The sequence below is a fragment of the Streptacidiphilus fuscans genome, from assembly GCF_015690355.1.
In the GTDB taxonomy this organism is placed as follows: domain Bacteria; phylum Actinomycetota; class Actinomycetes; order Streptomycetales; family Streptomycetaceae; genus Streptacidiphilus; species Streptacidiphilus fuscans.
In genome coordinates this window covers 239,545-261,229 of the sequence record NZ_JADPRT010000004.1, presented here as the reverse complement: position 1 = coordinate 261,229, position 21,685 = coordinate 239,545, and the positions used below count along the sequence as shown (strand labels likewise).

General features: G+C 72.1%; 20 protein-coding genes and 1 riboswitch. Of the genes, 5 read left to right on the top strand and 15 right to left on the bottom strand.

Annotated elements, in window-relative coordinates; all coding sequences use genetic code 11:
- Positions 1 to 91: 91 nt before the first annotated feature.
- Genes carB through pyrR form a run of 6 tightly spaced genes read right to left on the bottom strand, consistent with a single transcriptional unit; the run spans position 92 to position 8,035 of the window.
- Entirely contained in the window at positions 92 to 3,424 is a 3,333-nt protein-coding gene (carB, locus tag I2501_RS11810) for a carbamoyl-phosphate synthase large subunit (RefSeq protein WP_196193868.1), read from the bottom strand.
- Positions 3,417 to 4,589: a glutamine-hydrolyzing carbamoyl-phosphate synthase small subunit gene (gene carA, locus I2501_RS11805; protein ID WP_196194135.1), complete on the bottom strand. Its 1,173-nt coding sequence runs from the start codon at positions 4,587 to 4,589 to the stop codon at positions 3,417 to 3,419. Before carA ends, carB begins: the two co-directional genes overlap by 8 nt.
- Positions 4,589 to 5,212, bottom strand: a complete 624-nt coding sequence (locus I2501_RS11800; RefSeq protein ID WP_196193867.1) for a PH-like domain-containing protein — start codon at positions 5,210 to 5,212, stop codon at positions 4,589 to 4,591. Before I2501_RS11800 ends, carA begins: the two co-directional genes overlap by 1 nt.
- On the bottom strand, positions 5,209 to 6,501 hold the full coding sequence (locus I2501_RS11795) for a dihydroorotase (RefSeq protein WP_196193866.1): 1,293 nt from the start codon (positions 6,499 to 6,501) through the stop codon (positions 5,209 to 5,211). Before I2501_RS11795 ends, I2501_RS11800 begins: the two co-directional genes overlap by 4 nt.
- Positions 6,498 to 7,481 carry an aspartate carbamoyltransferase catalytic subunit gene (locus I2501_RS11790; RefSeq protein WP_196193865.1) on the bottom strand — a complete coding sequence of 328 codons (984 nt, stop codon included), beginning with the start codon at positions 7,479 to 7,481 and terminating at the stop codon, positions 6,498 to 6,500. The genes I2501_RS11795 and I2501_RS11790 overlap by 4 nt, the downstream gene beginning before the upstream one ends.
- Entirely contained in the window at positions 7,478 to 8,035 is a 558-nt protein-coding gene (gene pyrR, locus I2501_RS11785) for a bifunctional pyr operon transcriptional regulator/uracil phosphoribosyltransferase PyrR (RefSeq protein ID WP_196193864.1), read from the bottom strand. The genes I2501_RS11790 and pyrR overlap by 4 nt, the downstream gene beginning before the upstream one ends.
- Positions 8,036 to 8,426: 391 nt before the next feature.
- On the opposite strand from pyrR, the gene bldD reads away from it, so the two are divergent.
- On the top strand, positions 8,427 to 8,930 hold the full coding sequence (gene bldD, locus I2501_RS11780; protein WP_037606436.1) for a transcriptional regulator BldD: 504 nt from the start codon (positions 8,427 to 8,429) through the stop codon (positions 8,928 to 8,930).
- 217 nt (positions 8,931 to 9,147) lie between these two features.
- On the opposite strand, the gene I2501_RS11775 is transcribed toward bldD, so the two are convergent.
- The 5 genes from I2501_RS11775 to I2501_RS11755 all read right to left on the bottom strand — a co-directional run bounded on the left by I2501_RS11775 (position 9,148) and on the right by I2501_RS11755 (position 12,420).
- A complete protein-coding gene (locus I2501_RS11775; protein WP_196193863.1) occupies positions 9,148 to 9,921 on the bottom strand; it encodes an SDR family NAD(P)-dependent oxidoreductase in 774 nt (257 codons plus the stop codon).
- Between the two features lie 16 nt (positions 9,922 to 9,937).
- Positions 9,938 to 10,600 (bottom strand): dihydrofolate reductase family protein, encoded by a 663-nt coding sequence (locus I2501_RS11770; RefSeq protein ID WP_196193862.1) that lies wholly within the window; start codon positions 10,598 to 10,600, stop codon positions 9,938 to 9,940.
- A gap of 160 nt (positions 10,601 to 10,760) precedes the next feature.
- Complete coding sequence (locus I2501_RS11765; protein ID WP_196193861.1) at positions 10,761 to 11,195, bottom strand: type II toxin-antitoxin system Rv0910 family toxin; 435 nt, start codon at positions 11,193 to 11,195, stop codon at positions 10,761 to 10,763.
- An 83-nt stretch (positions 11,196 to 11,278) separates the two neighbouring features.
- On the bottom strand, positions 11,279 to 12,031 hold the full coding sequence (locus I2501_RS11760; protein WP_196194134.1) for a hypothetical protein: 753 nt from the start codon (positions 12,029 to 12,031) through the stop codon (positions 11,279 to 11,281).
- A 74-nt stretch (positions 12,032 to 12,105) separates the two neighbouring features.
- Positions 12,106 to 12,420: a DMT family transporter gene (locus tag I2501_RS11755; protein WP_196193860.1), complete on the bottom strand. Its 315-nt coding sequence runs from the start codon at positions 12,418 to 12,420 to the stop codon at positions 12,106 to 12,108.
- Positions 12,421 to 12,468: 48 nt separating this feature from the next.
- A riboswitch (guanidine-III (ykkC-III) riboswitch) is annotated at positions 12,469 to 12,533 on the bottom strand.
- A 73-nt stretch (positions 12,534 to 12,606) separates the two neighbouring features.
- Here I2501_RS11755 and I2501_RS11750 point away from each other — a divergent pair.
- On the top strand, positions 12,607 to 13,803 hold the full coding sequence (locus I2501_RS11750; RefSeq protein WP_196193859.1) for a winged helix DNA-binding domain-containing protein: 1,197 nt from the start codon (positions 12,607 to 12,609) through the stop codon (positions 13,801 to 13,803).
- Between the two features lie 18 nt (positions 13,804 to 13,821).
- On the opposite strand, the gene I2501_RS11745 is transcribed toward I2501_RS11750, so the two are convergent.
- From I2501_RS11745 to I2501_RS11735, 3 genes are all read right to left on the bottom strand, one after another.
- Positions 13,822 to 14,358 (bottom strand): SRPBCC domain-containing protein, encoded by a 537-nt coding sequence (locus tag I2501_RS11745; protein ID WP_196193858.1) that lies wholly within the window; start codon positions 14,356 to 14,358, stop codon positions 13,822 to 13,824.
- Positions 14,359 to 14,424: 66 nt separating this feature from the next.
- Positions 14,425 to 14,985: a GNAT family N-acetyltransferase gene (locus I2501_RS11740; protein ID WP_196193857.1), complete on the bottom strand. Its 561-nt coding sequence runs from the start codon at positions 14,983 to 14,985 to the stop codon at positions 14,425 to 14,427.
- Positions 14,986 to 15,036: 51 nt separating this feature from the next.
- A complete protein-coding gene (locus I2501_RS11735; protein WP_196193856.1) occupies positions 15,037 to 17,832 on the bottom strand; it encodes an ATP-binding protein in 2,796 nt (931 codons plus the stop codon).
- 161 nt (positions 17,833 to 17,993) lie between these two features.
- Between I2501_RS11735 and I2501_RS11730 the strand changes: the two genes are divergently transcribed.
- Positions 17,994 to 18,377 (top strand): nuclear transport factor 2 family protein, encoded by a 384-nt coding sequence (locus I2501_RS11730; RefSeq protein ID WP_196193855.1) that lies wholly within the window; start codon positions 17,994 to 17,996, stop codon positions 18,375 to 18,377.
- Positions 18,378 to 18,474: 97 nt separating this feature from the next.
- The gene (locus tag I2501_RS11725; RefSeq protein WP_196193854.1) at positions 18,475 to 19,959 is read left to right on the top strand and encodes an MFS transporter; all 1,485 of its coding nucleotides are present in this window, start codon (positions 18,475 to 18,477) and stop codon (positions 19,957 to 19,959) included.
- Positions 19,960 to 20,053: 94 nt separating this feature from the next.
- Here I2501_RS11725 and I2501_RS11720 read toward each other — a convergent pair whose 3' ends face one another.
- The gene (locus tag I2501_RS11720; RefSeq protein WP_196193853.1) at positions 20,054 to 20,992 is read right to left on the bottom strand and encodes a LysR family transcriptional regulator ArgP; all 939 of its coding nucleotides are present in this window, start codon (positions 20,990 to 20,992) and stop codon (positions 20,054 to 20,056) included.
- 66 nt (positions 20,993 to 21,058) lie between these two features.
- On the opposite strand from I2501_RS11720, the gene I2501_RS11715 reads away from it, so the two are divergent.
- The gene (locus I2501_RS11715) at positions 21,059 to 21,679 is read left to right on the top strand and encodes a LysE/ArgO family amino acid transporter (RefSeq protein WP_196193852.1); all 621 of its coding nucleotides are present in this window, start codon (positions 21,059 to 21,061) and stop codon (positions 21,677 to 21,679) included.
- The last annotated feature ends 6 nt before the right edge of the window (positions 21,680 to 21,685 follow it).

The following is a 21,685-nucleotide window of genomic DNA, read 5'->3' as shown; positions in this document are numbered from 1 at the left end:
CAGGGGCGCGGGGCTGTGCGGACTTGCGGCTACGCCGCGTGGGCGCGGCCAGCCATAGCTGAGCCGCACAGTCCCCCGCGCGGATGTTGCACTATCGAGAAGCGTTCAGCTGGGCCGCGTGCTCCTGCAGGCTGCGCACACCCACATCCCCGCTCCGCAGAGCGTCGATGCCCTGGACCGCCGCGCCCATCGCCTGGACGGTGGTGAGGCACGGAACCGACCGCGACACCGCGGCCGTGCGGATCTCGTAGCCGTCCAGCCGGGAGCCCGTCCCGAACGGGGTGTTGATGATCAGGTCGATCTCCCCGTCGTGGATCATCTGGACGATCGTCTTCTCACCCTCGGGGCCCTGCCCCTCGCTGTGCTTGCGCACGACCGTCGCGTCAATGCCGTTGCGGCGCAGCACCTCCGCCGTACCGCTGGTGGCCAGGATCTCGAAGCCGAGGCCGACCAGGGCGCGCGCCGGGAAGACCAGGTTGCGCTTGTCGCGGTTGGCCACCGAGACGAAGACCCGACCGCTCAGCGGCAGCGCGCCGTACGCACCCGCCTGCGACTTCGCGTACGCGGTGCCGAAGACGGAGTCGATGCCCATGACCTCACCGGTCGAGCGCATCTCCGGGCCGAGCACCGTGTCGACGCCGCGACCGTGGATGTCGCGGAAGCGCGACCACGGCATCACGGCCTCCTTGACCGCGACCGGGGCGTCCAGCGGCAGCGTGCCGCCGTCACCCTCCTTCGGCAGCAGACCCTCGGCGCGCAGCTCGGCGACCGACGCACCCAGCGAGATCCGCGCGGCGGCCTTCGCCAGCGGCACCGCCGTCGCCTTGGACGTGAACGGCACGGTCCGGGACGCGCGCGGGTTGGCCTCCAGCACGTAGAGGATGTCCCCGGCCATGGCGAACTGGATGTTGATCAGGCCGCGGACGCCCACGCCGCGGGCGATGCCCTCGGTCGCGGCGCGCAGGCGCTTGATGTCGTGGCCGCCCAGCGTGATCGGCGGCAGCGCGCAGGCGCTGTCGCCGGAGTGGATACCGGCCTCCTCGATGTGCTCCATCACGCCGCCGAGGTAGAGCTCCTCGCCGTCGTAGAGGGCGTCGACGTCGATCTCGATCGCGTCGTCGAGGAACCGGTCGATCAGCACCGGGTGATCGGAGATCAGACCGGCGTGGCGCTTGAGGTAGTCCGCCAGCGAGGCCTCGTCGTAGACGATCTCCATGCCGCGTCCGCCCAGCACGTAGGACGGGCGGGCCAGGACCGGGTAGCCGATCTCGTCGGCGATGGCCTTGGCCTCGTCGAAGGAGAAGGCGGTGCCGTGCTTGGGCGCGGGCAGACCGGCCTCGGCCAGCACCCGGCCGAACGCGCCGCGCTCCTCGGCGAGGTGGATCGCCTCGGGCGAGGTGCCGACGACCGGGACGCCGTTGTCCTTGAGCGCCTGGGCGAGGCCGAGCGGGGTCTGCCCGCCCAGCTGGACCAGGACGCCCGCGACCGGACCGGCCTGCTGCTCGGCGTGGACGATCTCCAGCACGTCCTCGAGCGTCAGCGGCTCGAAGTACAGGCGGTCGGAGGTGTCGTAGTCCGTCGAGACGGTCTCCGGGTTGCAGTTGACCATCACGGTCTCGTAGCCCGCGTCGCTGAGCGCGAAGGAGGCGTGGACGCAGGAGTAGTCGAACTCGATGCCCTGGCCGATGCGGTTCGGGCCGGAGCCCAGGATGATCACCGCGGGCTTGGTGCGCGACGCGACCTCGGACTCCTCGTCGTAGGACGAGTAGAAGTACGGGGTCTTGGCGGCGAACTCGGCGGCGCAGGTGTCGACGGTCTTGAAGACCGGGCGGATCCCCAGCGCGTGCCGGACCTCGCGGACCACGTCGGCGTTCAGGCCGCGGATCTCGCCGATCTGCTGGTCGGAGAAGCCGTGGCGCTTGGCGTGACGCAGCAGCTCCGGGTCGAGCTCGGCGGCCTCGGCCAGCTCCTCGGCGATCTCGTGGATCAGGAAGAGCTGGTCGACGAACCACGGGTCGATCTTCGTGGACTCGAAGACCTCCTCCGGCGTCGCGCCGGCGCGGATCGCGTCCATGACCGTGTTGATCCGGCCGTCGGTCGGGATCGCGGCCTTGGCCAGCAGCTCCGCCTTGTCGCCCAACTCACTGACGTCGGTGGCGAAGTCACTGTGCTTGCCGAAAAAGAACTGCGAGCCCTTCTTCTCCAGCGAGCGCAGAGCCTTTTGGAGCGCCTCGGGGAAGTTGCGGCCCAGTGCCATCGCCTCGCCGACCGACTTCATGGTCGTGGTCAGCGTGGCGTCGGCGGACGGGAACTTCTCGAAGGCGAAGCGCGGGACCTTGACGACCACGTAGTCGAGCGACGGCTCGAAGGAGGCCGGGGTCTGCTCGGTGATGTCGTTCGGGATCTCGTCGAGGGTGTAGCCGACGGCGAGCTTGGCCGCGATCTTGGCGATCGGGAAGCCGGTCGCCTTGGACGCCAGCGCCGAGGAGCGCGAGACGCGCGGGTTCATCTCGATGACGATGACCCGGCCGTCGTCGGGGTTGACCGCGAACTGGATGTTGCAGCCGCCGGTGTCGACGCCGACCTCGCGGATGACGGCGATGCCGATGTCGCGCAGGATCTGGTACTCGCGGTCGGTCAGCGTCATCGACGGGGCGACGGTGATCGAGTCACCGGTGTGCACGCCCATCGGGTCGAAGTTCTCGATGGAGCAGACGACCACGACGTTGTCGTTCTTGTCGCGCATCAGCTCCAGCTCGTACTCCTTCCAACCGAGGATGGACTCCTCCAGGAGCACCTCGGTGGTCGGCGAGAGCGTCAGGCCCTGCCCGGCGATGCGGCGCAGGTCCTCCTCGTCGTGCGCGAAGCCGGAGCCGGCGCCGCCCATGGTGAAGGAGGGGCGGACGACGACGGGGTAGCCGCCGAGCGTCTCGACGCCCGCCAGGACGTCCTCCATCGAGTGGCAGATGACCGAGCGGGCGGACTCGCCGTGGCCGATCTTGGCCTTGACGGCCTCGACGACGCCCTTGAACAGCTCGCGGTCCTCGCCCTTGTTGATCGCCTCAACGTTGGCGCCGATCAGCTCGACGCCGTACTTCTCCAGCGTGCCCGCCTCGTGCAGCGAGATCGCGGTGTTGAGCGCGGTCTGGCCGCCCAGGGTCGGCAGGAGGGCGTCGGGGCGCTCCTTGGCGATGATCTTCTCGACCATCTCCGGGGTGATCGGCTCGACGTAGGTCGCGTCGGCGATCTCCGGGTCGGTCATGATCGTGGCCGGGTTGGAGTTGACCAGGATCACCCGCAGGCCCTCGGCCTTGAGGACGCGGCAGGCCTGGGTGCCGGAGTAGTCGAACTCGGCCGCCTGACCGATGACGATCGGGCCGGAACCGATGACCAGAACGGACTGGATGTCGGTGCGCTTAGGCACGCTGGCCCTCCATCAGAGCGAAGAAGCGGTCGAACAGGTAGGCGGCGTCGTGCGGACCGGCCGCCGCCTCCGGGTGGTACTGGACGCTGAACGCGGGCTGGTCGAAGCACTGCAGGCCCTCGACCACGTCGTCGTTCAGGCAGACGTGGGAGACCTCGACGCGGCCGAAGGGCGTCTCGGAGACCTTGTCGAGCGGGGCGTCCACGGCGAAGCCGTGGTTGTGCGCGGTGACCTCGACCTTGCCGGTGGTGCGGTCCTGGACCGGCTGGTTGATGCCGCGGTGGCCGTACTTGAGCTTGTAGGTGCCGAAGCCGAGCGCGCGGCCGAGCAGCTGGTTGCCGAAGCAGATGCCGAAGAACGGCGTCTTGCGGCCCAGCACCTCCCGCAGCACGGCCACCTGGCCGTCGGCGGTGGCCGGGTCGCCCGGGCCGTTGGAGAAGAAGACGCCGTCCGGCCCGTTCCCGTTGTCACCGACCGCGTAGACGTCCTCGGCGGTGGCGTTGGCGGGCAGCACGTGCACCTCGATGCCGCGCTCGGCCATCCGGTGCGGGGTCATGCCCTTGATGCCCAGGTCCAGGGCGGCCACGGTGAACTTCTTCTCACCAACGGCCGGGACGACGTAGACCTCGTCGGTGGCGACCTCGCCGCACAAGTCCGCGCCCTCCATCTGCGGGGCCTGGCGGACACGCTCCAGCATGGTCGCGTCGTCGGCCAGCGCCTCGCCGGAGAAGATCCCGGCGCGCATCGCGCCCACCTCACGCAGGTGGCGGGTGAGGGCGCGGGTGTCGATCCCGCTGATACCGACGATGCCCTGGGCCTTGAGCTCCTCGTCCAGCGAGCGCTTGGCACGCCAGTTGGAGGAGACCCGGCTGGGGTCACGCACGACGTAGCCGGCGACCCAGATGCGGGCGCTCTCCGGGTCCTCGTCGTTGACACCGGTGTTGCCGATCTGCGGGGCGGTCATCGCCACGATCTGGCGGTGGTACGAGGGGTCGGTCAGGGTCTCCTGATAGCCCGTCATGCCGGTGTTGAAGACGGCCTCGCCGAAGGTCTCGCCGATGGCGCCGTACGCCTGGCCGCGGAAGATCCGCCCGTCCTCGAGGACGTATGCGGCAGGGACGCGCGCCGCGCGTCGTGCCGTGGTGGGGGATGCCGGTGCGGTCATCATGCGCCTTCCACGTGTTCGTCGTTCTCGTTCAAGTCGTGTGTGCGGGTGACCTTCTCGTGTGCCTTGATCAGCACCTCGATCGCGGTGACCCAGTTCTCGTGGTCCGCGGACCGGTCGGCGCGGAACCCGGAGTCGAGCTCCTTGTCGCCCAGCCGCCAGGTGACGACCAGCAGGCCGCCCTCCGGAAACACCTTGCCCGCCAGGCCCTTGTCCAGGCGCGCGCCACGCAGGTCGTCGACGGGGACGAAGAAGTCCTGCGAGGCCGGGCGGACCACCTTCAGGCCCTCGGCGCTCAGGGTGAGCTCGACCAGGCTGCGGTCGCCCAGGTGGTGGGCGACGACCCGGTCCAGCCAGTTGCCGGCGGTGGTGGTGCCGACGTACCGGCCCTCGGACTCCAGGATGGTCTCGGTCGTCCTGGCCGGGATGGCGGTGAGGTCCGGGAGTCCGGACTGCACGGTCTTGCGCCACTGCCAGCCCTGGCGCATCAGCCAGTAGACGAGGGCGATGACCAGCAGGATGCCGATGACCCAACCGACCAGGTCGCCCGCGTGGGTGACCGGCGCGGAGTGCGGGGTCTCCGCTATCTGCAAGGACGGGACGACACGTTCTGTCAGGTTCATACGAGCTCACCGTCGAGCACTGTGGCGTTGCCGCGCAGGAAGGTGGCGACGACGCGGCCGGGCAGGTCCATGCCGCGGAAGGGGGTGTTGCGGCTGCGGGTGGCGAAGGCGTCCGGGTTCACCTCGCCACGGTAGTCCGCGTCGAAGAGCACCAGGTTGGCCGGCTCGCCCACCGAGACGGGACGTCCGTGTCCCGGGATGCCGCTGATCGCGGCGGGCTTGGCGGACATCCGCTCGGCGACCTCGGCCCAGCCCATCAGGCCGGTGTCGACCATCGCGGACTGGACCACGCAGAGCGCGGTCTCCAGGCCGACCATGCCCATCGCCGCGGCGGCCCACTCGCACGCCTTGTCCTCGGCGGGGTGCGGCGCGTGGTCGGTGGCGACGATGTCGATCGTGCCGTCGGCCAGCGCCTCGCGCAGGGCCATCACGTCGGCCTCGGTGCGCAGCGGCGGGTTGACCTTGTAGACGGCGTCGTAGGAGCGGACCAGCTCGTCGGTCAGCAGCAGGTGATGCGGGGTCACCTCGGCGGTGACGTCCCAGCCCTTCGACTTGGCCCAGCGGATGATCTCGACCGAACCCGCCGTGGAGAGGTGGCAGATGTGCAGGCGCGAGCCGACGTGCGCGGCGAGCAGCACGTCGCGGGCGATGATCGACTCCTCGGCGACGGCCGGCCAGCCGGCCAGGCCCAGCTCGCCGGAGACGACGCCCTCGTTCATCTGCGCGCCCTGGGTCAGCCGCGGCTCCTGCGCGTGCTGGGCGACGACGCCGCCGAAGGCCTTCACGTACTCCAGCGCGCGGCGCATGATCACCGCGTCGTCCACGCACTTGCCGTCGTCGGAGAAGACGCGGACCTGCGCGGCCGAGTCGGCCATCGCGCCGAGCTCGGCGAGCTGCTTGCCCTCCAGGCCGACGGTGACGGCGCCGATCGGCTGCACGTCGCAGTAGCCGGACTCGCGGCCGAGCCGCCAGACCTGCTCGACGACACCGGCGGTGTCGGCGACCGGGAAGGTGTTGGCCATCGCGTGGACGGCGGTGAAGCCGCCCTTGGCGGCGGCCTGGGTGCCGGTGAGGACGGTCTCGGCGTCCTCACGGCCCGGCTCGCGCAGGTGGGTGTGCAGGTCGACCAGGCCGGGCAGGGCGATCAGGCCGTCGGCCGCGATCTCCCGCTCGCCCTTGGCCTCCAGGCTCGCGCCGATCTCGGCGATCACGCCGTCGGTGATGCGGATGTCCTGCGGGTCGCCGCCGAGGATGCGGGCATTGCGGATCAGGTAGTTCGTGGTGCTCACTTGCCGGTCTCCTCGGGGGTGTTCGCAGACGAAGTCGTGATGGCTGGCTCGGAGCCGCCGAGCAGCAGGTAGAGGACGGCCATGCGGACGCTGACGCCGTTGGCGACCTGCTCCACGATGACCGCGCGGTCGGAGTCGGCGATGGTCGACTCGATCTCCATCCCGCGCACCATCGGGCCGGGGTGCATGACGAGCGCGTGCTCCGGCATCAGCGCCAGGCGGCGGGCGTCCAGACCGTACCGGCGCGTGTACTCGCGCTGGGTGGGGAAGAAGGCCGCGTTCATCCGCTCCCGCTGGACGCGCAGCATCATCACCGCGTCGGCCTTGCCGAGCGCGGCGTCCAGGTCGTAACTGACCTGGCAGGGCCAGGTCTCGACACCGAAGGGCATCAGCGTCGGCGGCGCGACGAGGGTGACCTCGGCGCCGAGGGTGTGCAGCAGGCGCACGTTGGAGCGGGCGACCCGGCTGTGCAGCACATCGCCGACGATCGTCACGCGGCGGCCGGCCAGGTCGTGGCCGACGCCCGGGTTGAGGTGGCGGCGCATGGTGAAGGCGTCGAGCAGTGCCTGGGTGGGGTGCTCGTGGGTGCCGTCACCGGCGTTGACCACGCTGCCGTGCAGCCAGTCGGAGTCGGCCAGCAGCTTGGGCGCGCCGGACGCGCCGTGGCGGATGACCACCGCGTCGGCGCCCATGGCCTGCAGGGTGAGCGCGGTGTCCTTCAGGCTCTCGCCCTTGGAGACCGAGGAGCCCTTGGCGGAGAAGTTGATGACGTCCGCGGAGAGGCGCTTCTCGGCGACCTCGAAGGAGGTGCGGGTGCGGGTGGAGTCCTCGAAGAAGAGGTTCACCACCGTCCGGCCGCGCAGCGTCGGCAGCTTCTTGACGGAGCGCGCGGAGACCTGGGCCATCTGCTCGGCCGTGTCCAGGATCAACAGCGCGTCCTCGCGGGTCAGGTCCGCGGTGGAGATGAGGTGACGCTTCACTTGGCAGTGCCCTCCAGCTCGCCGAGCAGGACGGCGTCGATCCCGTCGGTCTCGTCCAGCTTCACTTTCACGGACTCGCGCAGCGAGGTGGGCAGGTTCTTGCCCACGTAGTCGGCGCGGATCGGGAGCTCGCGGTGGCCGCGGTCGACCAGGACGGCGAGCTGGACCGCGCGGGGGCGGCCGTGGTCGGCCAGCGCGTCGAGCGCGGCACGGATGGTGCGACCGGAGAAGAGCACGTCGTCGACGAGGACGACGAGCTTGCCGTCGATGCCGTCGGCGGGGATCTCGGTGTGCTCCAGGGCGCGTGCGGGCTTGAGCCGCAGGTCGTCCCGGTACATGGTGATGTCGAGTGTGCCGACCGGGAGCTCGGTGCCGGTGATCTCGGCGAGCTTGCGGTGCAGGCGGCGGGCCAGGTGGGCACCGCGGGTGGGAATGCCGAGCAGGACGACGTCGTCGGCGCCCTTGGCGCGTTCGACGATCTCGTGTGCGATCCGGGTCAGGGATCGGGCGATGTCGCCCTGGTCCAGAACCTGTCGCTGGGCAGCTGTGGTCATGCCGAAGCCGACCTCCTTCCCCGCCTCACGGGACGGGCCTTAAAGGATGTCTACGGGTGGGGCTCCCGTGGCGTCGGCCGGGGCTGACACGCACGTGGGGAACCGTCGTCAACCCTACCAGGGCGATCACCGAGCGCTCCCACGCACCCCCTCCGACCTGCGTCTCCCGCTGCGCCGAACGGGGGTTCGCACGGGTGCCCCGTTCGGCTTGACGAACGCTTATCACTCTGCGTAACCTCACACTCAGTTACGGCCAGGCGACGAAGCGCCCGAAGATCTTGAGGATGTGCCGGGTTCGCGCCGTCCGGGCCGTGGAGACCAGACGAAGCACGTGTTCACAGCTTCAACGCTTCACAGCACTCGTCTTTGCACCTGAGTCCGGGGAGACACATTGTCCAGCGACTACGCGAAACAGCTTGGCGGCAAGCTGCGCGCGATCCGCACCCAGCAGGGGCTCTCCCTGCACGGCGTAGAGGAGAAGTCCCAGGGCCGCTGGAAGGCCGTGGTTGTCGGCTCCTACGAGCGTGGTGACCGTGCGGTGACGGTCCAGCGCCTGGCCGAGCTGGCCGAGTTCTACGGCGTCCCGGTCCAGGAGCTGCTGCCCGGCAGCACCCCTGGTGGCGCGGCCGAGCCGCCGCCGCGCCTGGTCCTCGACCTGGAGCGCCTCGCCCAGGTCCCGTCGGAGAAGGCCGGCCCGCTGCAGCGCTACGCGGCCACCATCCAGAGCCAGCGCGGTGACTACAACGGCAAGGTCCTCTCGATCCGCCAGGACGACCTGCGCACCCTCGCCGTCATCTACGACCAGCCGGCCTCGCTGCTGGTCGACCAGCTGATCAGCTGGGGCGTCCTCGACCCGGACGCGCGCCGCGCGGTCCGCGAGGACGACGCGGTCTGAGCCGTCCGGCTCGCACCGCCCCACGCCTCAGCAGAAACGTTGCGGCAGGCGTTGCGGCAGGCACTTCTCCCGGTGGGTTCACCGGGAGAAGTGCCTGGCGCGTCTGCGCTGGGCGCCGGCCCCTGCCGGGGGGGGGTCCCGGGCGTGTGGTGCCCCCCGCTTCTGCGTTGCCCGCCCCGTCGCGCGGCGGGGCGGGCGGGGCGCGGGGCTGCGGGCGTCAGCGCCCGGTGCGGCGGCGGCCCATGCGGTTGGAGAAGCCGCCGAGGGCGCCCAGCGGGGCCTTGCGGGAGAGCGCGACCGCGGCCTGGTAGCGGCGGGACGGGATGCAGACGCTCTTGCCCCGGGCCAGGTCGCGCAGGGACTGGTCGACCACGTAGTCCGCGTCGAGCCAGAGCCACCGGCCCACACGGGACATGTCCATCTCCGCGCGCTGGTGGAACTCGGTGTGGGTGAACCCCGGACAGAGCGCCTGGAGGCGCACGCCCGTGCCGGCCAGGTCGCGGTCCGCGCCCGCGGTGAACTGGACCACCCACGACTTGCTCGCCCCGTACGTCCCGCGCGGCACGAAGGCGGCGACCGACGCCACGTTGACGACGTACCCCTTGCCGCGGTCGCGCATCCCGGGGACGGCGGCACGGGTCAGCCGGAGCACGGCCTCGATGTGGACCTTGAGCATGGTCAGCTCGTCCTCGATCGGTACGTCGAGGAAGCCCTTCTTGAAGCCGAAGCCCGCGTTGTTGACCAGCAGGTCGACCGGGCGGTCTCCGTCGGCCAGGCGTGCCTCGACGGCGCTGATGCCCGCGTCCGTGGCCAGGTCCGCCGGGAGGACCTCGGTGGGGACGCCGTGCGCCTTGGCGAGCTCCTCCGCGAGGGAGGTCAGCCGTGACGCGTCGCGGGCGACCAGGACCAGGCCATGGCCGTCCTTGGCGAGACGTCGCGCGAAGGCCGCGCCGATTCCGGCGCTCGCGCCGGTGATGAGTGCTGTCCGCATGCGCTCACGCTACTGGTCAGTTCGCGTCCTCCGCGCCCGTGCGCTCGAAGAGCAGGTGCGCGACGCTGGGCGAGCTGACGAACTCCACGCACTCGTACCCGTCCGCAGTACCGGTGCCCAGATTGTCGAAGAGTCGCTCGCCGCCCCCGAGCAGGACCGGGACCAGCGCGACGTGCAGCAGGTCCAACCGCCCGTTGCGCATGCACTGTTGGAGCGTCGACGCGCCGCCGCCCACCCGGACGTCCGCGCCGTCGGCGGCCTCGAAGGCCCGGTCCAGCGCGGCGTCGAGCCCGTCGGTGACGAAGTGGAAGACCGTGCCCTTCATCTCCAGCGACGGGCGCGGATGGTGCGTCAGCACGAAGACGGGATGGTGGAACGGCGGCTCCTCGCCCCACCAGCCGCGCCACGACTCGTCCGGCCAGCCCCCGCGCACCGGCCCGAACATGTTGCGTCCCATCACCGTCGCGCCGATGTTCTCGTCGGCGCGCAGCAGGAAGGCGTTGTCGACGCCCTCGGTGCCGCCCTTCTGACCGATCATCCGCCGCCCGCGTTCGGTCTCGAAGACCCACGTGTGCAGCCGCTGGGCGCCGACCCCGAGGGGGGCGTCCACGCTCTGGTCGGGACCGGCCATGAAGCCGTCCGCGGAGACGGAGATGTTGTGGGCCCTCAACTTCGCCATGCGTGCCTCCGGAGTGGGAGAGTGACAGCACCCATCAAAGCACCGGGGTACGACAACGCCCGGACGACGCGAGGCGTCACGGCGTGGCGCGCGACGAGGGCGGCGAGCGGCCGCAGCCACTCGCCGCCCTGGGCAGTCCTGACGGACAGACCGGGCCGCCTCAGCCGACGAGGCCGGTCAGCTTCTCCAGGGACTCGTTGAGCGCCTTGGTGGTGGCGTCCTTGATCCGGGCGGCCATCATGTTGACGGCCGCGCCCTTGAACTCGCTGTCGACGGTGACGCTGGTGCCGTTCCCGTCGGCCGCCGCGCCGAGCGCGTAGTGCTGGTGCAGGCTGATGCCCATCGGTCCCTTGCCGTCCATGGTGAGGGAGCTGCCGGCGGCGACCTCGGTGATGGTCCAGCTGACCTCGGCGGGCATGCCCATCAGGGTCATCTTCTCGCCGTAGACGGCGCCGACCGCGAGCTCCGCGGGACCGCCGTTGGGGAAGGCGACGTGGATGGTGTTCCACTCGCCGAAGCGTTCGAAGTCGGTGAGCACCGCCCAGACCTTGTCCGCCGGAGCGGGAATCGTGGCGCTGACGGATACCTCGGGCATGGCCGATCCTCCTCGCAGAGCAGTGCAGCACAACGCGGAAGCAGCGCACCACCGAGCACGCTGCGTGGAGCTCCCAGCGGAGGTTAGTCAGAATCTGACGAACCATCAATAACTGTGAAGGTCCCGCCTTCCTGCCAGACGCGCAGCGGTGCGAGTCGGGTGAAGCCGACCCGCTCGGCGGCGGCCAGGTCCGCGCCGCGCTCGTAGCCGACGACGGGCAGGCCAGGGCAGTGGACCGAGGCCGCGGCGAGGCAGTCGTGCCAGGCGCGGAACAGCATGGCCTCGCGGCCGGCCTCGCCCAGGTCCGCGGCGACGAAGAGGTTCGAGACGCCGACGACGCCCGCGCCGAGGCTGAGCAGGGCCCCGGCGGAAAGGTCCGGGGCAGCCATGACCAGCACCGACGGGTCCTCCAGCAGCGGAGGCAGGAAGAGGTCCGCCACCTCGCCGCACCAGGCGATCTCCCACGCCGCCAACTCCCCCGCCGTGCGCAGCCGCTGCCACGGCGAGGTGGCGGCGGGAAGCTCCGGCTCGCGGGCGATCCAGTACGCGTCGAGCAGCGGCTGGAAGCCGTGTCCGGCCAGGTCGAGGGCGGCGAAGCTGTCCTTGACCGAGACTCCGGGCGCCGTGCGGTCGACGCGGGCGAGCAGGTCGTCGACGTCGAGCCGGTCGGTGAGGGTGACGGCGTCCGGGTAGTAGCGCGGGGTGCGCTCCCGGCTGGTCCAGGCGTCGAGTCGGTACTCACCGCGCAGGCCGTGGGCACGGCACATCGCCTCGCACCAGTCGGCGTTGTTGCGGGCGGCGGCGCGGACGAGGGACTGCTGCACGGTCTGGTCCATCACCTGTGGATGATCAAACATGAGGCGGCCTCGGGCCAAGCGATTTTGTGCGGCGGCTGTGAGCAGCGGGTCGCTCAGTGGGCCATCTTCAGACCGACGACACCGCCGATGATCATGGCGAGGAAGGCAACCCGGGCCACGGTCACCGGATCGCCGAGCGCCACCATCCCGTAGATCGCGGTGCCGAGCGTGCCGATGGCCACCCAGACCGCGTAGCCGGTCCCGAGCGGGACGGAACGGAGGGCGTAGGCGAGTCCGCACATGCTCAACACGACGGTGACGCCGAAGACGGCGGTCGGGAGGGGGCGGGAGAAACCCTTGGACGCCTGCATCGCGACCGCCCAGACGGTCTCGAGGACGCCGGAGACGACGAGCACCAGCCAGGCCACGGCAGAACACCTCTCGCAGTAGGGGGCGGTGCTCGGTGCACCGCTCTTGCTGCGTCGTCTTGTCCTTGCCGGGTACGACGCCCTCGTCCGGAACGGAGTATCCCTCCGTCTCTTCGACGCTAACACAGTCGCCGACACGGTCGCCGCCGACGGCGACTGTCAGAGGCGGGCCGTACTGTGCTGACCATGGCGACCGCTGAGATCGACACGGGCGAACGGCGACGACGGATCCAGGCGCGGCAACTCGTCCGGTGGGACACGCCGTTGGAGGCTGCGGACGCGGTCGTCGGGCTCCATGCCACCGACGCGGCGACGGTCTTCCTCTCGCTCGCCGCACGGCTGCGGGAGCCCAGCGTCGGGCTGGTCGAGCAGGCTCTGTACGACGACGTCACGCTGGTCCGGCTGTTGTCGATGCGCCGCACGCTCTTCGTCGTCCCCGTGGACGTCGCGCCCGTCGTCGACTCCTCGACCGCACGCGACATCGCCGCCAAGGAGCGGAAGAAGCTGCTGGAGTTCCTGCGCGAGGGCGGCGGTTGGGACGCCGCCTGGCTCGCGGGGGCCGAGAAGTCGACGCTGGCGGCGCTGGAGCGGCTCGGGGCCGCGACCGGCCAGCAACTGGGCGCGGCCGTGCCCGCGTTGCAGGAGCGGGTGACGGTGGGCGTGGGCAAGCCGTACGAGGCGGTGCAGACCGTGGCCTCGCGCGTGCTGCGGGTGCTCGCCGCCGAGAACCGGATCCGGCGCGACCGGCCGCGCGGAAGCTGGACGTCGAGCGCCTACCGCTGGGTCCCCGCCACGCCGCTGCCGCTCCTGCCCGTCGAGGAGGCGCGCGCCGAACTGGTCCGCCGTTGGCTGGCCGCGTACGGGCCGGGCACCGAGGACGACCTGAAGTGGTGGACGGGCTGGACGCTCGGCGCTGTCCGCAAGGCGCTCGCCGGGGTCGGCGCGGAGCAGGTCGCCCTGACGGAGGGCCATGACGCGTCCGGCGGGCCCGGCGGGTCCGTCGAGGGGTGGGTGCTGCCCGGCGACGCGAAGCCCACCCCCGCTCCGGAGCCCCGCGCGGCGCTGCTGCCCGCGCTCGACCCGACCGCCATGGGGTGGCGCGAGCGGGGCTGGTACACCGATCCCGACCATGCCGCACAGCTCTTCGACCGGACGGGCAACATCGGCCCGACCGTCTGGTGGGACGGTCGCGTCGTCGGTGGCTGGGCACAGGATCCGGACGGAGCCGTCGTCTGGCGACTCCTGGAGGACGTCGGCCGGGAGGCGGAGGCGGCCGTCACCACGGAGGCCGACCGTATGGGCGCGTTCCTGGCCGGGACCACGGTCACGCCCCGCTTCCGCACCCCACTCGAACGCGAACTCTCCGCAGGGACGCGGGGCTAAGGGCCTGACCGTCCGGGCCTAGCCGGCGCCGAGCGCCTCGGCGTAGGCGGCGCGGAGCGGCTCCCACTCCGTGGCCTGGTCCCAGGCCTGCCAGTCGACCTCGCCGCCCGCCAGCGCCTGGGCAAGGTAGTCGAGGTGGAGGTGCCAGCCCGCGAGGACCTGCGCCGGTTCGTCGATGGGCGCGGGCAGGCTCGCGCTGAAGGCGAGCGCCGTGCCGCCGCCCTCGTCGGTGAGCTCGAAGCGGACCCGGCCGTGCGGGTCGAGGTCGAGTTGCAGCAGCGACGGCGGGTCGAAGGCGGTGACCGTTCCGGTGGCGATGACGGTGCGCCCCTCGGGGTCCGTGTTCAGCCAGCGGAGCACCACCGAGCCGCCCTCGGCCGGGTCCAGCCGGTCGGCCGCGGCGAGCCAGTGCCGGAGCAGCGACGGGCGCGACAGCTGGAGCCAGACCTCGGCCACGGGGTGCGGGTAGTGACGGTAGAAGCACACGGCCTGGTGACCCGCGTCGATCGCGACGACGCTGCCGTCGAGCCGAGGGTCGCTGGAGGGGGCGGACACCCTCCGATCATCGCCCGCCGTCCCCGTTCCGGCACGCCATTGCATCGTCCCGGTCGTGTCGCACGGTCACGCGAGTCCAGGCGCGAGCGTCTTGCTCAGGAGCGTGCCGCGCGGGCCGAAACCGGCGGCGCTGTAGAAGCGGGTGGCAGCGGCGTTAGGCGTGAAGATGCCCGCGTAGAGGATCTCGATCCCGTACTCGGCGGCCAGCCGCTCGGTCGCGGCGACCAGCGCGGCTCCCACGCCGTTGCCGCGGTGCCCGTCCAGGACCACGGTGTGGATCTCTGCCGCCCGGCGCGGGATCAGGATCTGATGGTCCGGCGGGTCGGGCAGCAGGACCAGCTCGGTCATCCCGACCACCTGACCGGCGGGCTTGGCGATTTCGGCGAGCTCAGCGATTTCAGCGAGCTCGGCGACGAATATCAGAATCCTGCGCGGCGACTCGGGCGCGGAATCCGGCGCGGCCGCCAGCAGCTCCTCGAAGTGCGCGCGCACCAGCTCCTCGCGCGGGAGCCGGTAGATCTCCGGCGCCAGCGCGACGTGCCGCTCGGCGTTGGCCAGCCGGAGGCGGACCAGGGCCGGGACGTCGTCCGGGCGGGCAGGGCGAACCGTCACGCTCGCGTCGTCCATCCGTCGATGCTCCTGTCAGACGAGCAGTCAGACCCGTGGTCAGCCCGGCAGTCAGACCAGCGCGGCGAGCTCGCCCCGGGAGGCGACGCCCAGCTTGGGATAGGCCTTGTAGAGGTGGTAGCCGACCGTCCGGGAGCTCAGGAAGAGCTGGGCGGCGATGTCCCGGTTGGAGAGCCCCTGCGCGGCGAGGCGGACGATCTGGGTCTCCTGCGGCGTCAGACCGGACAAGGGCCCGACCGTCCGCGGCTCCGCCGACGCCGCGCCGGAGGCGTCGAGCTCGGTGCGGGCGCGGTCGGCCCACGGCGTCGCGCCCAGGGCGTCGAAGGCGCGGGCGGCGGCGCGGAGCGGCGTTCGGGCCTCGGATTTGCGTCGGGCACGCCGCAGCCACTCGCCGTAGAGCAGCGCGGTGCGGGCCTCCTCCCAGGGACGGCCGGAGCCGCCGTGGAGCGACAAGGCGTCGAGGAAGAGCTGCTCGGCGAACTCCTCCGGGGCCAGCAGGGCGTGACAACGCAGCACCAGCGCACGCGCCCAGGGCTGCCGGGAGCGCTCGGCCCAGCGTTCGAAGCGGCTCAGCGGCTCGGCCAGCGCCTCACCCTCGCGCAGGCGCACGGCGGCCTCCAGCGCGTCCGGGACGGCGCGCAGCGCGCTGACGTGGCCCCGGTCTGGGCCGCGCACCAGTGCGCCCAGGGAGGCGAGCGCCTCCTCCGCACGGCCCTGGCCGAGATCGAGCAGGCCCTCGGCCCACTGCTGCCACGGCACGCCGACCTGCGCGGAGGCGCCGCCGCGTGCCTCTGCCGACGCCGCGTGCAGGGCCGCCCGGCAGGCCGCCTCGTCGCCGCGCTGCGCGGCCAGGTAGGCGAGCAGGCTGTGCGCGGGCGCGACCCACTGGACCTGGCGGATGTCCGTCGCCAGCGCCAGCGCCTCCTCCGCGTGGGCCTGCGCCTGGTCGGCGCGGCCGTGGAACAGCTCGCTCTCGGCGAGCGTGATCAGGAGTGGCGGCAGCGCGGCCAGCACGCCCGCGGCGCGGGCCTCGGCGACGACCTGCTCGGTCACGGCGAGCGCGTCCGCGTCCTGCCCGACGGTCAGTGCGGCGGCGCAGGCCTGGATCAGGTCGATAGGAACGATCGCACCGGCGGACCGCGCCCGTGCGAGCGTCGCGGGCAGGCTGCGGCCGTCCTTCACCTCGTCGGCGGCGGTGTCGGGGGTGGGTACGTCGGGCATCGGCGAGGCGGGCGCGGGCGCGTCGGACGCCACCGCGTCGAGCAGGTAGGCGACGGTGGGGGCCAGCGGATCGTCGTCAGGGAGCGGCAGCGCGGCCAGGTGGTGCTCGGTCGTGCGCATAGCCTCGGCGTCCAGGCAGCGCGCGACGTCGTAGGCCTGGAGCAGCACCCGGGCCGCCGGGCCGGGATGGCTGGCAGCGACCAACTCGGCGGTGTCGAGCAGCAATTGGTGGGCGGGCTCGTGCGCACCGCGCCAGAACTGGGCGAGGCCCTCGATGAACATGAGGTGCGCCAGCAGCACCGGCTCCTCGGGGCGACGGGCGCGGGCGCGCCCGGCCAGCGCCTCGGCCCGCTCGATCTCGCCCGCCTCCGTGGCCGACTCGGCGGCCTGGACCAGTCGGCGCGTCGCCTCTGCCGGGTCCGGACTGAGCTGCGAGGCGCGCTCCCAGGCCGACGCCGCGCCCGCGTGGCCGCCGCGACGGGCCGCCAGCTCGGCGGCCCGTTCCAGCTCGGCCGCGACCGGCTCGTCGGGCCCGGTGGCCGCCTGGGCCAGATGCCAGGCGCGCCGCACCGGCGTGCCGTGGTCGGCGAGCGCCTCCGCGAGCGCCGCATGCACCGCGAGCCGCTGGGCCAGTGGCGCGCGACTGAGCGCCGCCGCCCGCAGCAGTGGGTGGCGGAAGGCCAGCCGTCCGCCCGTCTCCCCCGGCTCGACCCGGACCAGCGCTGACTCCTCCGCCGCCTGCAGGTCCTCGACGTGGGCGCCCAGGCGCTCGGCGGCGGCCAGGACCGTGGGCAGCTCGCCCGTCTCCTCGGCGGCGGCGACCAGCAGCATCGTCTGCGCGGCGGCGGGCAAGCGGCTCAGCTGGCCGTGGTACGCAAGCTGGAGCCGCCCGGCGAGCGGCAGCGGCTCGCTGCCGGACCGCTCGGCGGCGGGGAGTTCGTGCAGGGCCAGCGGGTTGCCGTGGGCGAGTTCAAGAAGTTGACGTCGTGTCAGGGAGTCGGTCTCCGGGGCGCTGTGCTGGAGCAGCTGCGCCGCCGCCGCGTCGTCCAGGCCCGAAAGGCGCAGTTCGGCCAGGCCCGGTGCGACTCCTGACGTGCCGTCGGGCGACTGGGCCTCTCCCTCGCGCGCCGCCAGCAGCAGGACCACACCTTCTGCCGCGAGGCGTCGCGCGGCGAAGAACAGCGCGTCGGCGGAGGCCGCGTCGCACCACTGGACGTCGTCGACCAGGCAGAGCACCGGCCCGGCCTCGGCCAGTTCGGCCAACAGCCCGAGCACGCCGAGGCCGACCAGCAGCCGACTGCCCGGCGTGGACGCGTCCGCCGCAGGCTCCGCCAGGCCCAACGCCCGCTCCAACGCGGAACGTTGAGGCGCGGGCAGGGCCTCAAGGCCACCCAGCGCGGGCGCGAGCAGCAGTTGCAGCGCGGCGAAGGGAAGCTCGGACTCGGCCTCGACTCCGGCCGTGCGCAGCACGGTGAAGCCCTCGGCCGCGCCTCGGGCGTACTCCAGCAGCGCCGTCTTGCCGATACCCGGTTCGCCACGCAGCACGAGTGCTCCGCTGGTCCGCCCCTGGGCGGCGCGCAGCAGTTCGTCGATGGCGGCCTGTTCGGCCCCCCGTCCGTACAGCATGCAAGCACCCTACCGACACCGACTGACACACCCACCGGCATGTCCGTGCGACAAGTACCTAAGCGCGACTGATTCGGCGCCCTCGTCTTCTCCGTAACGTCTTGACCTGCAAGAACGCAGCGAGACACACCGGAACACCGAACGGACGAAGGAGCACCACCATGGACGCCATCGCGAACACCACCGCCCAGGAGCTCGCCGAGCGCTACATCGCCGCCTGGAACGAGACCGACCCCGCCGCCCGCCGCAAGCTGGTCGACGAGACCTGGGCGGAGGACGGCAGCTACACCGACCCGCTGGTCGTCGCCGAGGGCCGGGACGCGATCGACGCGACGCTGGCTGCGGTCCAGACCCAGTTCCCCGGCCTGCGCTTCCGCCTCGGCGGCCCGGTCGACGCGCACCACACCATCGCCCGCTTCACCTGGGAGCTCGGCCCGGCCGACGCCGCCGAGCCGCTGGTGATCGGTTTCGACGTGATGGTCGTGGACGCGGAGGGCCGGATCGCCCAGGTCCTGGGCTTCCTCGACAAGGTCCCCTCGGTCTGAACCGTCCCCCTCGGCCCCGCGCGGGGTTGCTCCCACACCCCCGCGCGGTCCACCCCTTGCCATGAACCTCTCGCACCGACCCACTGGAGCAGGGCAGATGACCGCCATCCGGGTCCCGGCCGACCGGGACGAACGCCTCCCGCACAAGAACCCCGCCGCTACGGCTGCACCCACCGAGCCCGCGGCACCCGTCGCCCGCAAGGGCCTGCTGCCGGTGGTGCTGACCGCGACCTTCATGTCCGCGCTGGACTTCTTCATCGTCAACGTGGCCATCCCGTCGATGCAGCGGCATCTCGGTGCCTCCCCGGCCGCGATCCAGTGGATCGTGGCGGGCTACTCGCTCGCGCTCGCCGCCGGACTGATCACGGCCGGACGGGTCGGCGACATCGTGGGACGCCGTCGCCTCTTCGCGCTGGGGCTCGGCCTGTTCACGCTGGCCTCCGCCGCCTGTGGGCTGGCCCCCGACGTCGCGTTCCTGATCGGCGGACGCATCGCGCAGGGACTCGCCGCCGCGCTGATGGGGCCGCAGGTGCTGGGCATCATCCGTACCTCGTTCCACGGCAAGGCGCAGGCGCGCGCCATCACGATGTACGCGCTGACCATGGGCCTGGGCGCGGTGCTCGGGCAGCTGATCGGCGGCGTGCTGATCAAGGCCGACCTGTTCGGCACCGACTGGCGGGCCTGCTTCCTGATCAACCTTCCGATCGGCGCGGTCACCGTCGCGCTGGTGAACCGCTGCGTCCCCGAGTCGCGCGCCCCGGAGCGCCCGCGCCTGGACAACGTCGGCGTCGTGCTTGTCACCGCCGCCCTGGTCACGCTCGCACTGCCGCTGATCCAGGGACGCAGCGCCGGCTGGCCGGTGTGGACGTGGCTGTCGCTGGCCGCCTCCGCGGTGCTGTTCGCCGTCTTCACCGCACACCAGCGGCACTTGGGCGCGCGGCAGGGCTCGCCCCTGGTCCCGCCGGAGCTGTTCCGAGGCCGCGCGTTCACCGTCGGCGCCGTCGCGCAACTGCTGTTCTGGAGCGGGCAGGGGTCGTTCTTCCTGATCCTCGCGCTCTATCTGCAGGTCGGCCGCGGGCTGGACGCGCTCACCTCCGGGGTCGTCTTCACCGCGCTGGGCCTGGGCTACTTCGCCACCTCGCTCCGTGCCGACCTGGTCGCGGCGCGGCTCGGCCGCCAGACGGTGGCGCTCGGCGCGGTCGTGATGGCCCTCGGACTGGCGCTGCTGTGGGCGGGCACCGAACAGATCGGGACCACGGGCGGGACGCTGCGGGTGGTGTGGCTGGTCCCCGGGCTGGTGGTCGACGGCGTGGGCATGGGCCTGGTGATCGGGCCGATCACGGCGGCGGTGCTGACCCGCGTGACGCCGCAGCTGGTCGGCGCGGCGTCCGGGGTGATCACGACGCTGCAGCAGGTCGGCGGCGCGGTGGGCATCGCGCTCCTCGGGATCGTCTTCTACGACGCGCTCGGCAGCGCCGGCCCCGCCGGATACGGCCACGCGTTCCAGGCGGGACTGGCGGTCCTGGTCGTGGTGGAACTGGTCCTGGCCGGACTGATCCAGCTGCTGCCGCACGACTCATGACGACGACGACATGACGATGACGCATCGTCAGTTGAACTGAACGGGACGCCTCCCGGAGCCATCCGCTCCCGGAGGCGTCCTCGCGCGTGGAGTGTCAGCGGTGCAGCTGCTCCGCCGCCTCGGCGGCGACGGCCTCCGCCACGACCGCCAGCGCCGGGGAGTCGAGTCGCCACTGCTGCCAGAAGAGCGGGACGTCCCGCGACAGGCCCGGCACGATCCGCCTCAACGTACCGTCGCGCAGCCGGGGTTGCGCCTGCGCCTCGGGCAGCAGACCCCAGCCCAGCCCGGTGCAGACCGCCTCCGCGTAGCCGTCGCTGGAGGGGATCCAGTGGCGGGGCCCGTCCGCGCCGGCCATGCCTCCGGTCAGCTCGCGGGCGAAGGCCTCCTGGAGCTGGTCGCGGCGGTCGAAGAAGACGACCGGCGCGCGCGGGAGCAGCTCGGCCGGGTCGCCGCGCAGCCAGGTGTCGACGAACTCGGCGGTGGCGACGGGCAGATAGCGCATCCGCCCGAGCGCGCGCACCGAACAGCCCGCGACCGGCTCGGGTGTGGAGGTGACGGCGGCCATCACCTCGCCGTCCCGCAGCAGCGCGGTGGTGTGCGCCTCGTCCTCCCGGCGCACGTCGAACGTGACCCCCGGCTCGCCTGGGGTCTGGTCGAGGCGGCCCAGCGCGGGCACGAACCAGGTGGCCAGCGAGTCCGCGTTGACGGCGATCGCGAGCCGCGGCGGCGCGTCCCCCGTGTCCAGACCGAGCGCGCTGCGCGCGTCCCCTTCGAGCTGGGCCAGCTGCCTGCCGAAGCGGACCACCACCTGCCCGGACTCGGTGACCCGCACCGGCTTGGTCCGGGTGAGCAGGACCCGGCCGGTGCGCTGCTCCAGCGCCTTGATCCGCTGGCTCACGGCGGAGGGCGTGAGGTGGAGCGCGGCTGCGGCGGCATCGAAAGTCCCTTCGTCGACCACGGCAAGCAGCGTCCGGACGAGATCGTGCGGCAGGCGGCTCTGCGACGGGGCAAGGGGCGGAACGTCCGACTTCATGAACGCTAATGCTACGTAAAAATCTTTAGCTGGCCTGCAGCGACTCATCCCCCTAGCGTGATCGTCATGGGAACACCGCTCACCGCTCTCGCCGCAGGCTTCGGCACCGGCCTCTCGTTGATCGTCGCCATCGGCGCGCAGAACGCGTTCGTCCTGCGTCAAGGAATCCGACGCGAGGCGGTGCTGCCCGTCGTGGCGATCTGCGCGGCCTCCGACGCGGTGCTGATCGCCTGCGGCGTGGGCGGGCTGGGCGTCGTGGTCGCGGCGCTGCCGGGGACGATGACGGCGGTCCGGGTAGTCGGCGTGGCGTTCCTGCTCTGCTACGGCGCCCTGGCGGCGCGGCGCGCCTTCCGCGCTGCCGACGCGTCCGGCCTGGAGGGCAACGGTCCCACCGTCCGCTCGGGCCGCCGGGCCGTGCTCACCTGCCTGGCGATGACCTGGCTCAATCCGCACGTCTACCTGGACACGGTGCTGCTCCTCGGCGCGGTCGCGGCCACGCACGGCGCGCTGCGCTGGCAGTTCGGACTGGGCGCGGTCGTCGCCAGCCTCTGCTGGTTCGCCGCCCTCGGCTTCGGCGCCCGCCTGCTGGAGGGCTTCTTCCGCCGCCCCGCCTCCTGGCGCGCACTCGACGGCCTCGTCGCCGCGACCATGCTCGCGGTCGCGGCAACGCTGGCCACCGGATCCTGACGCATC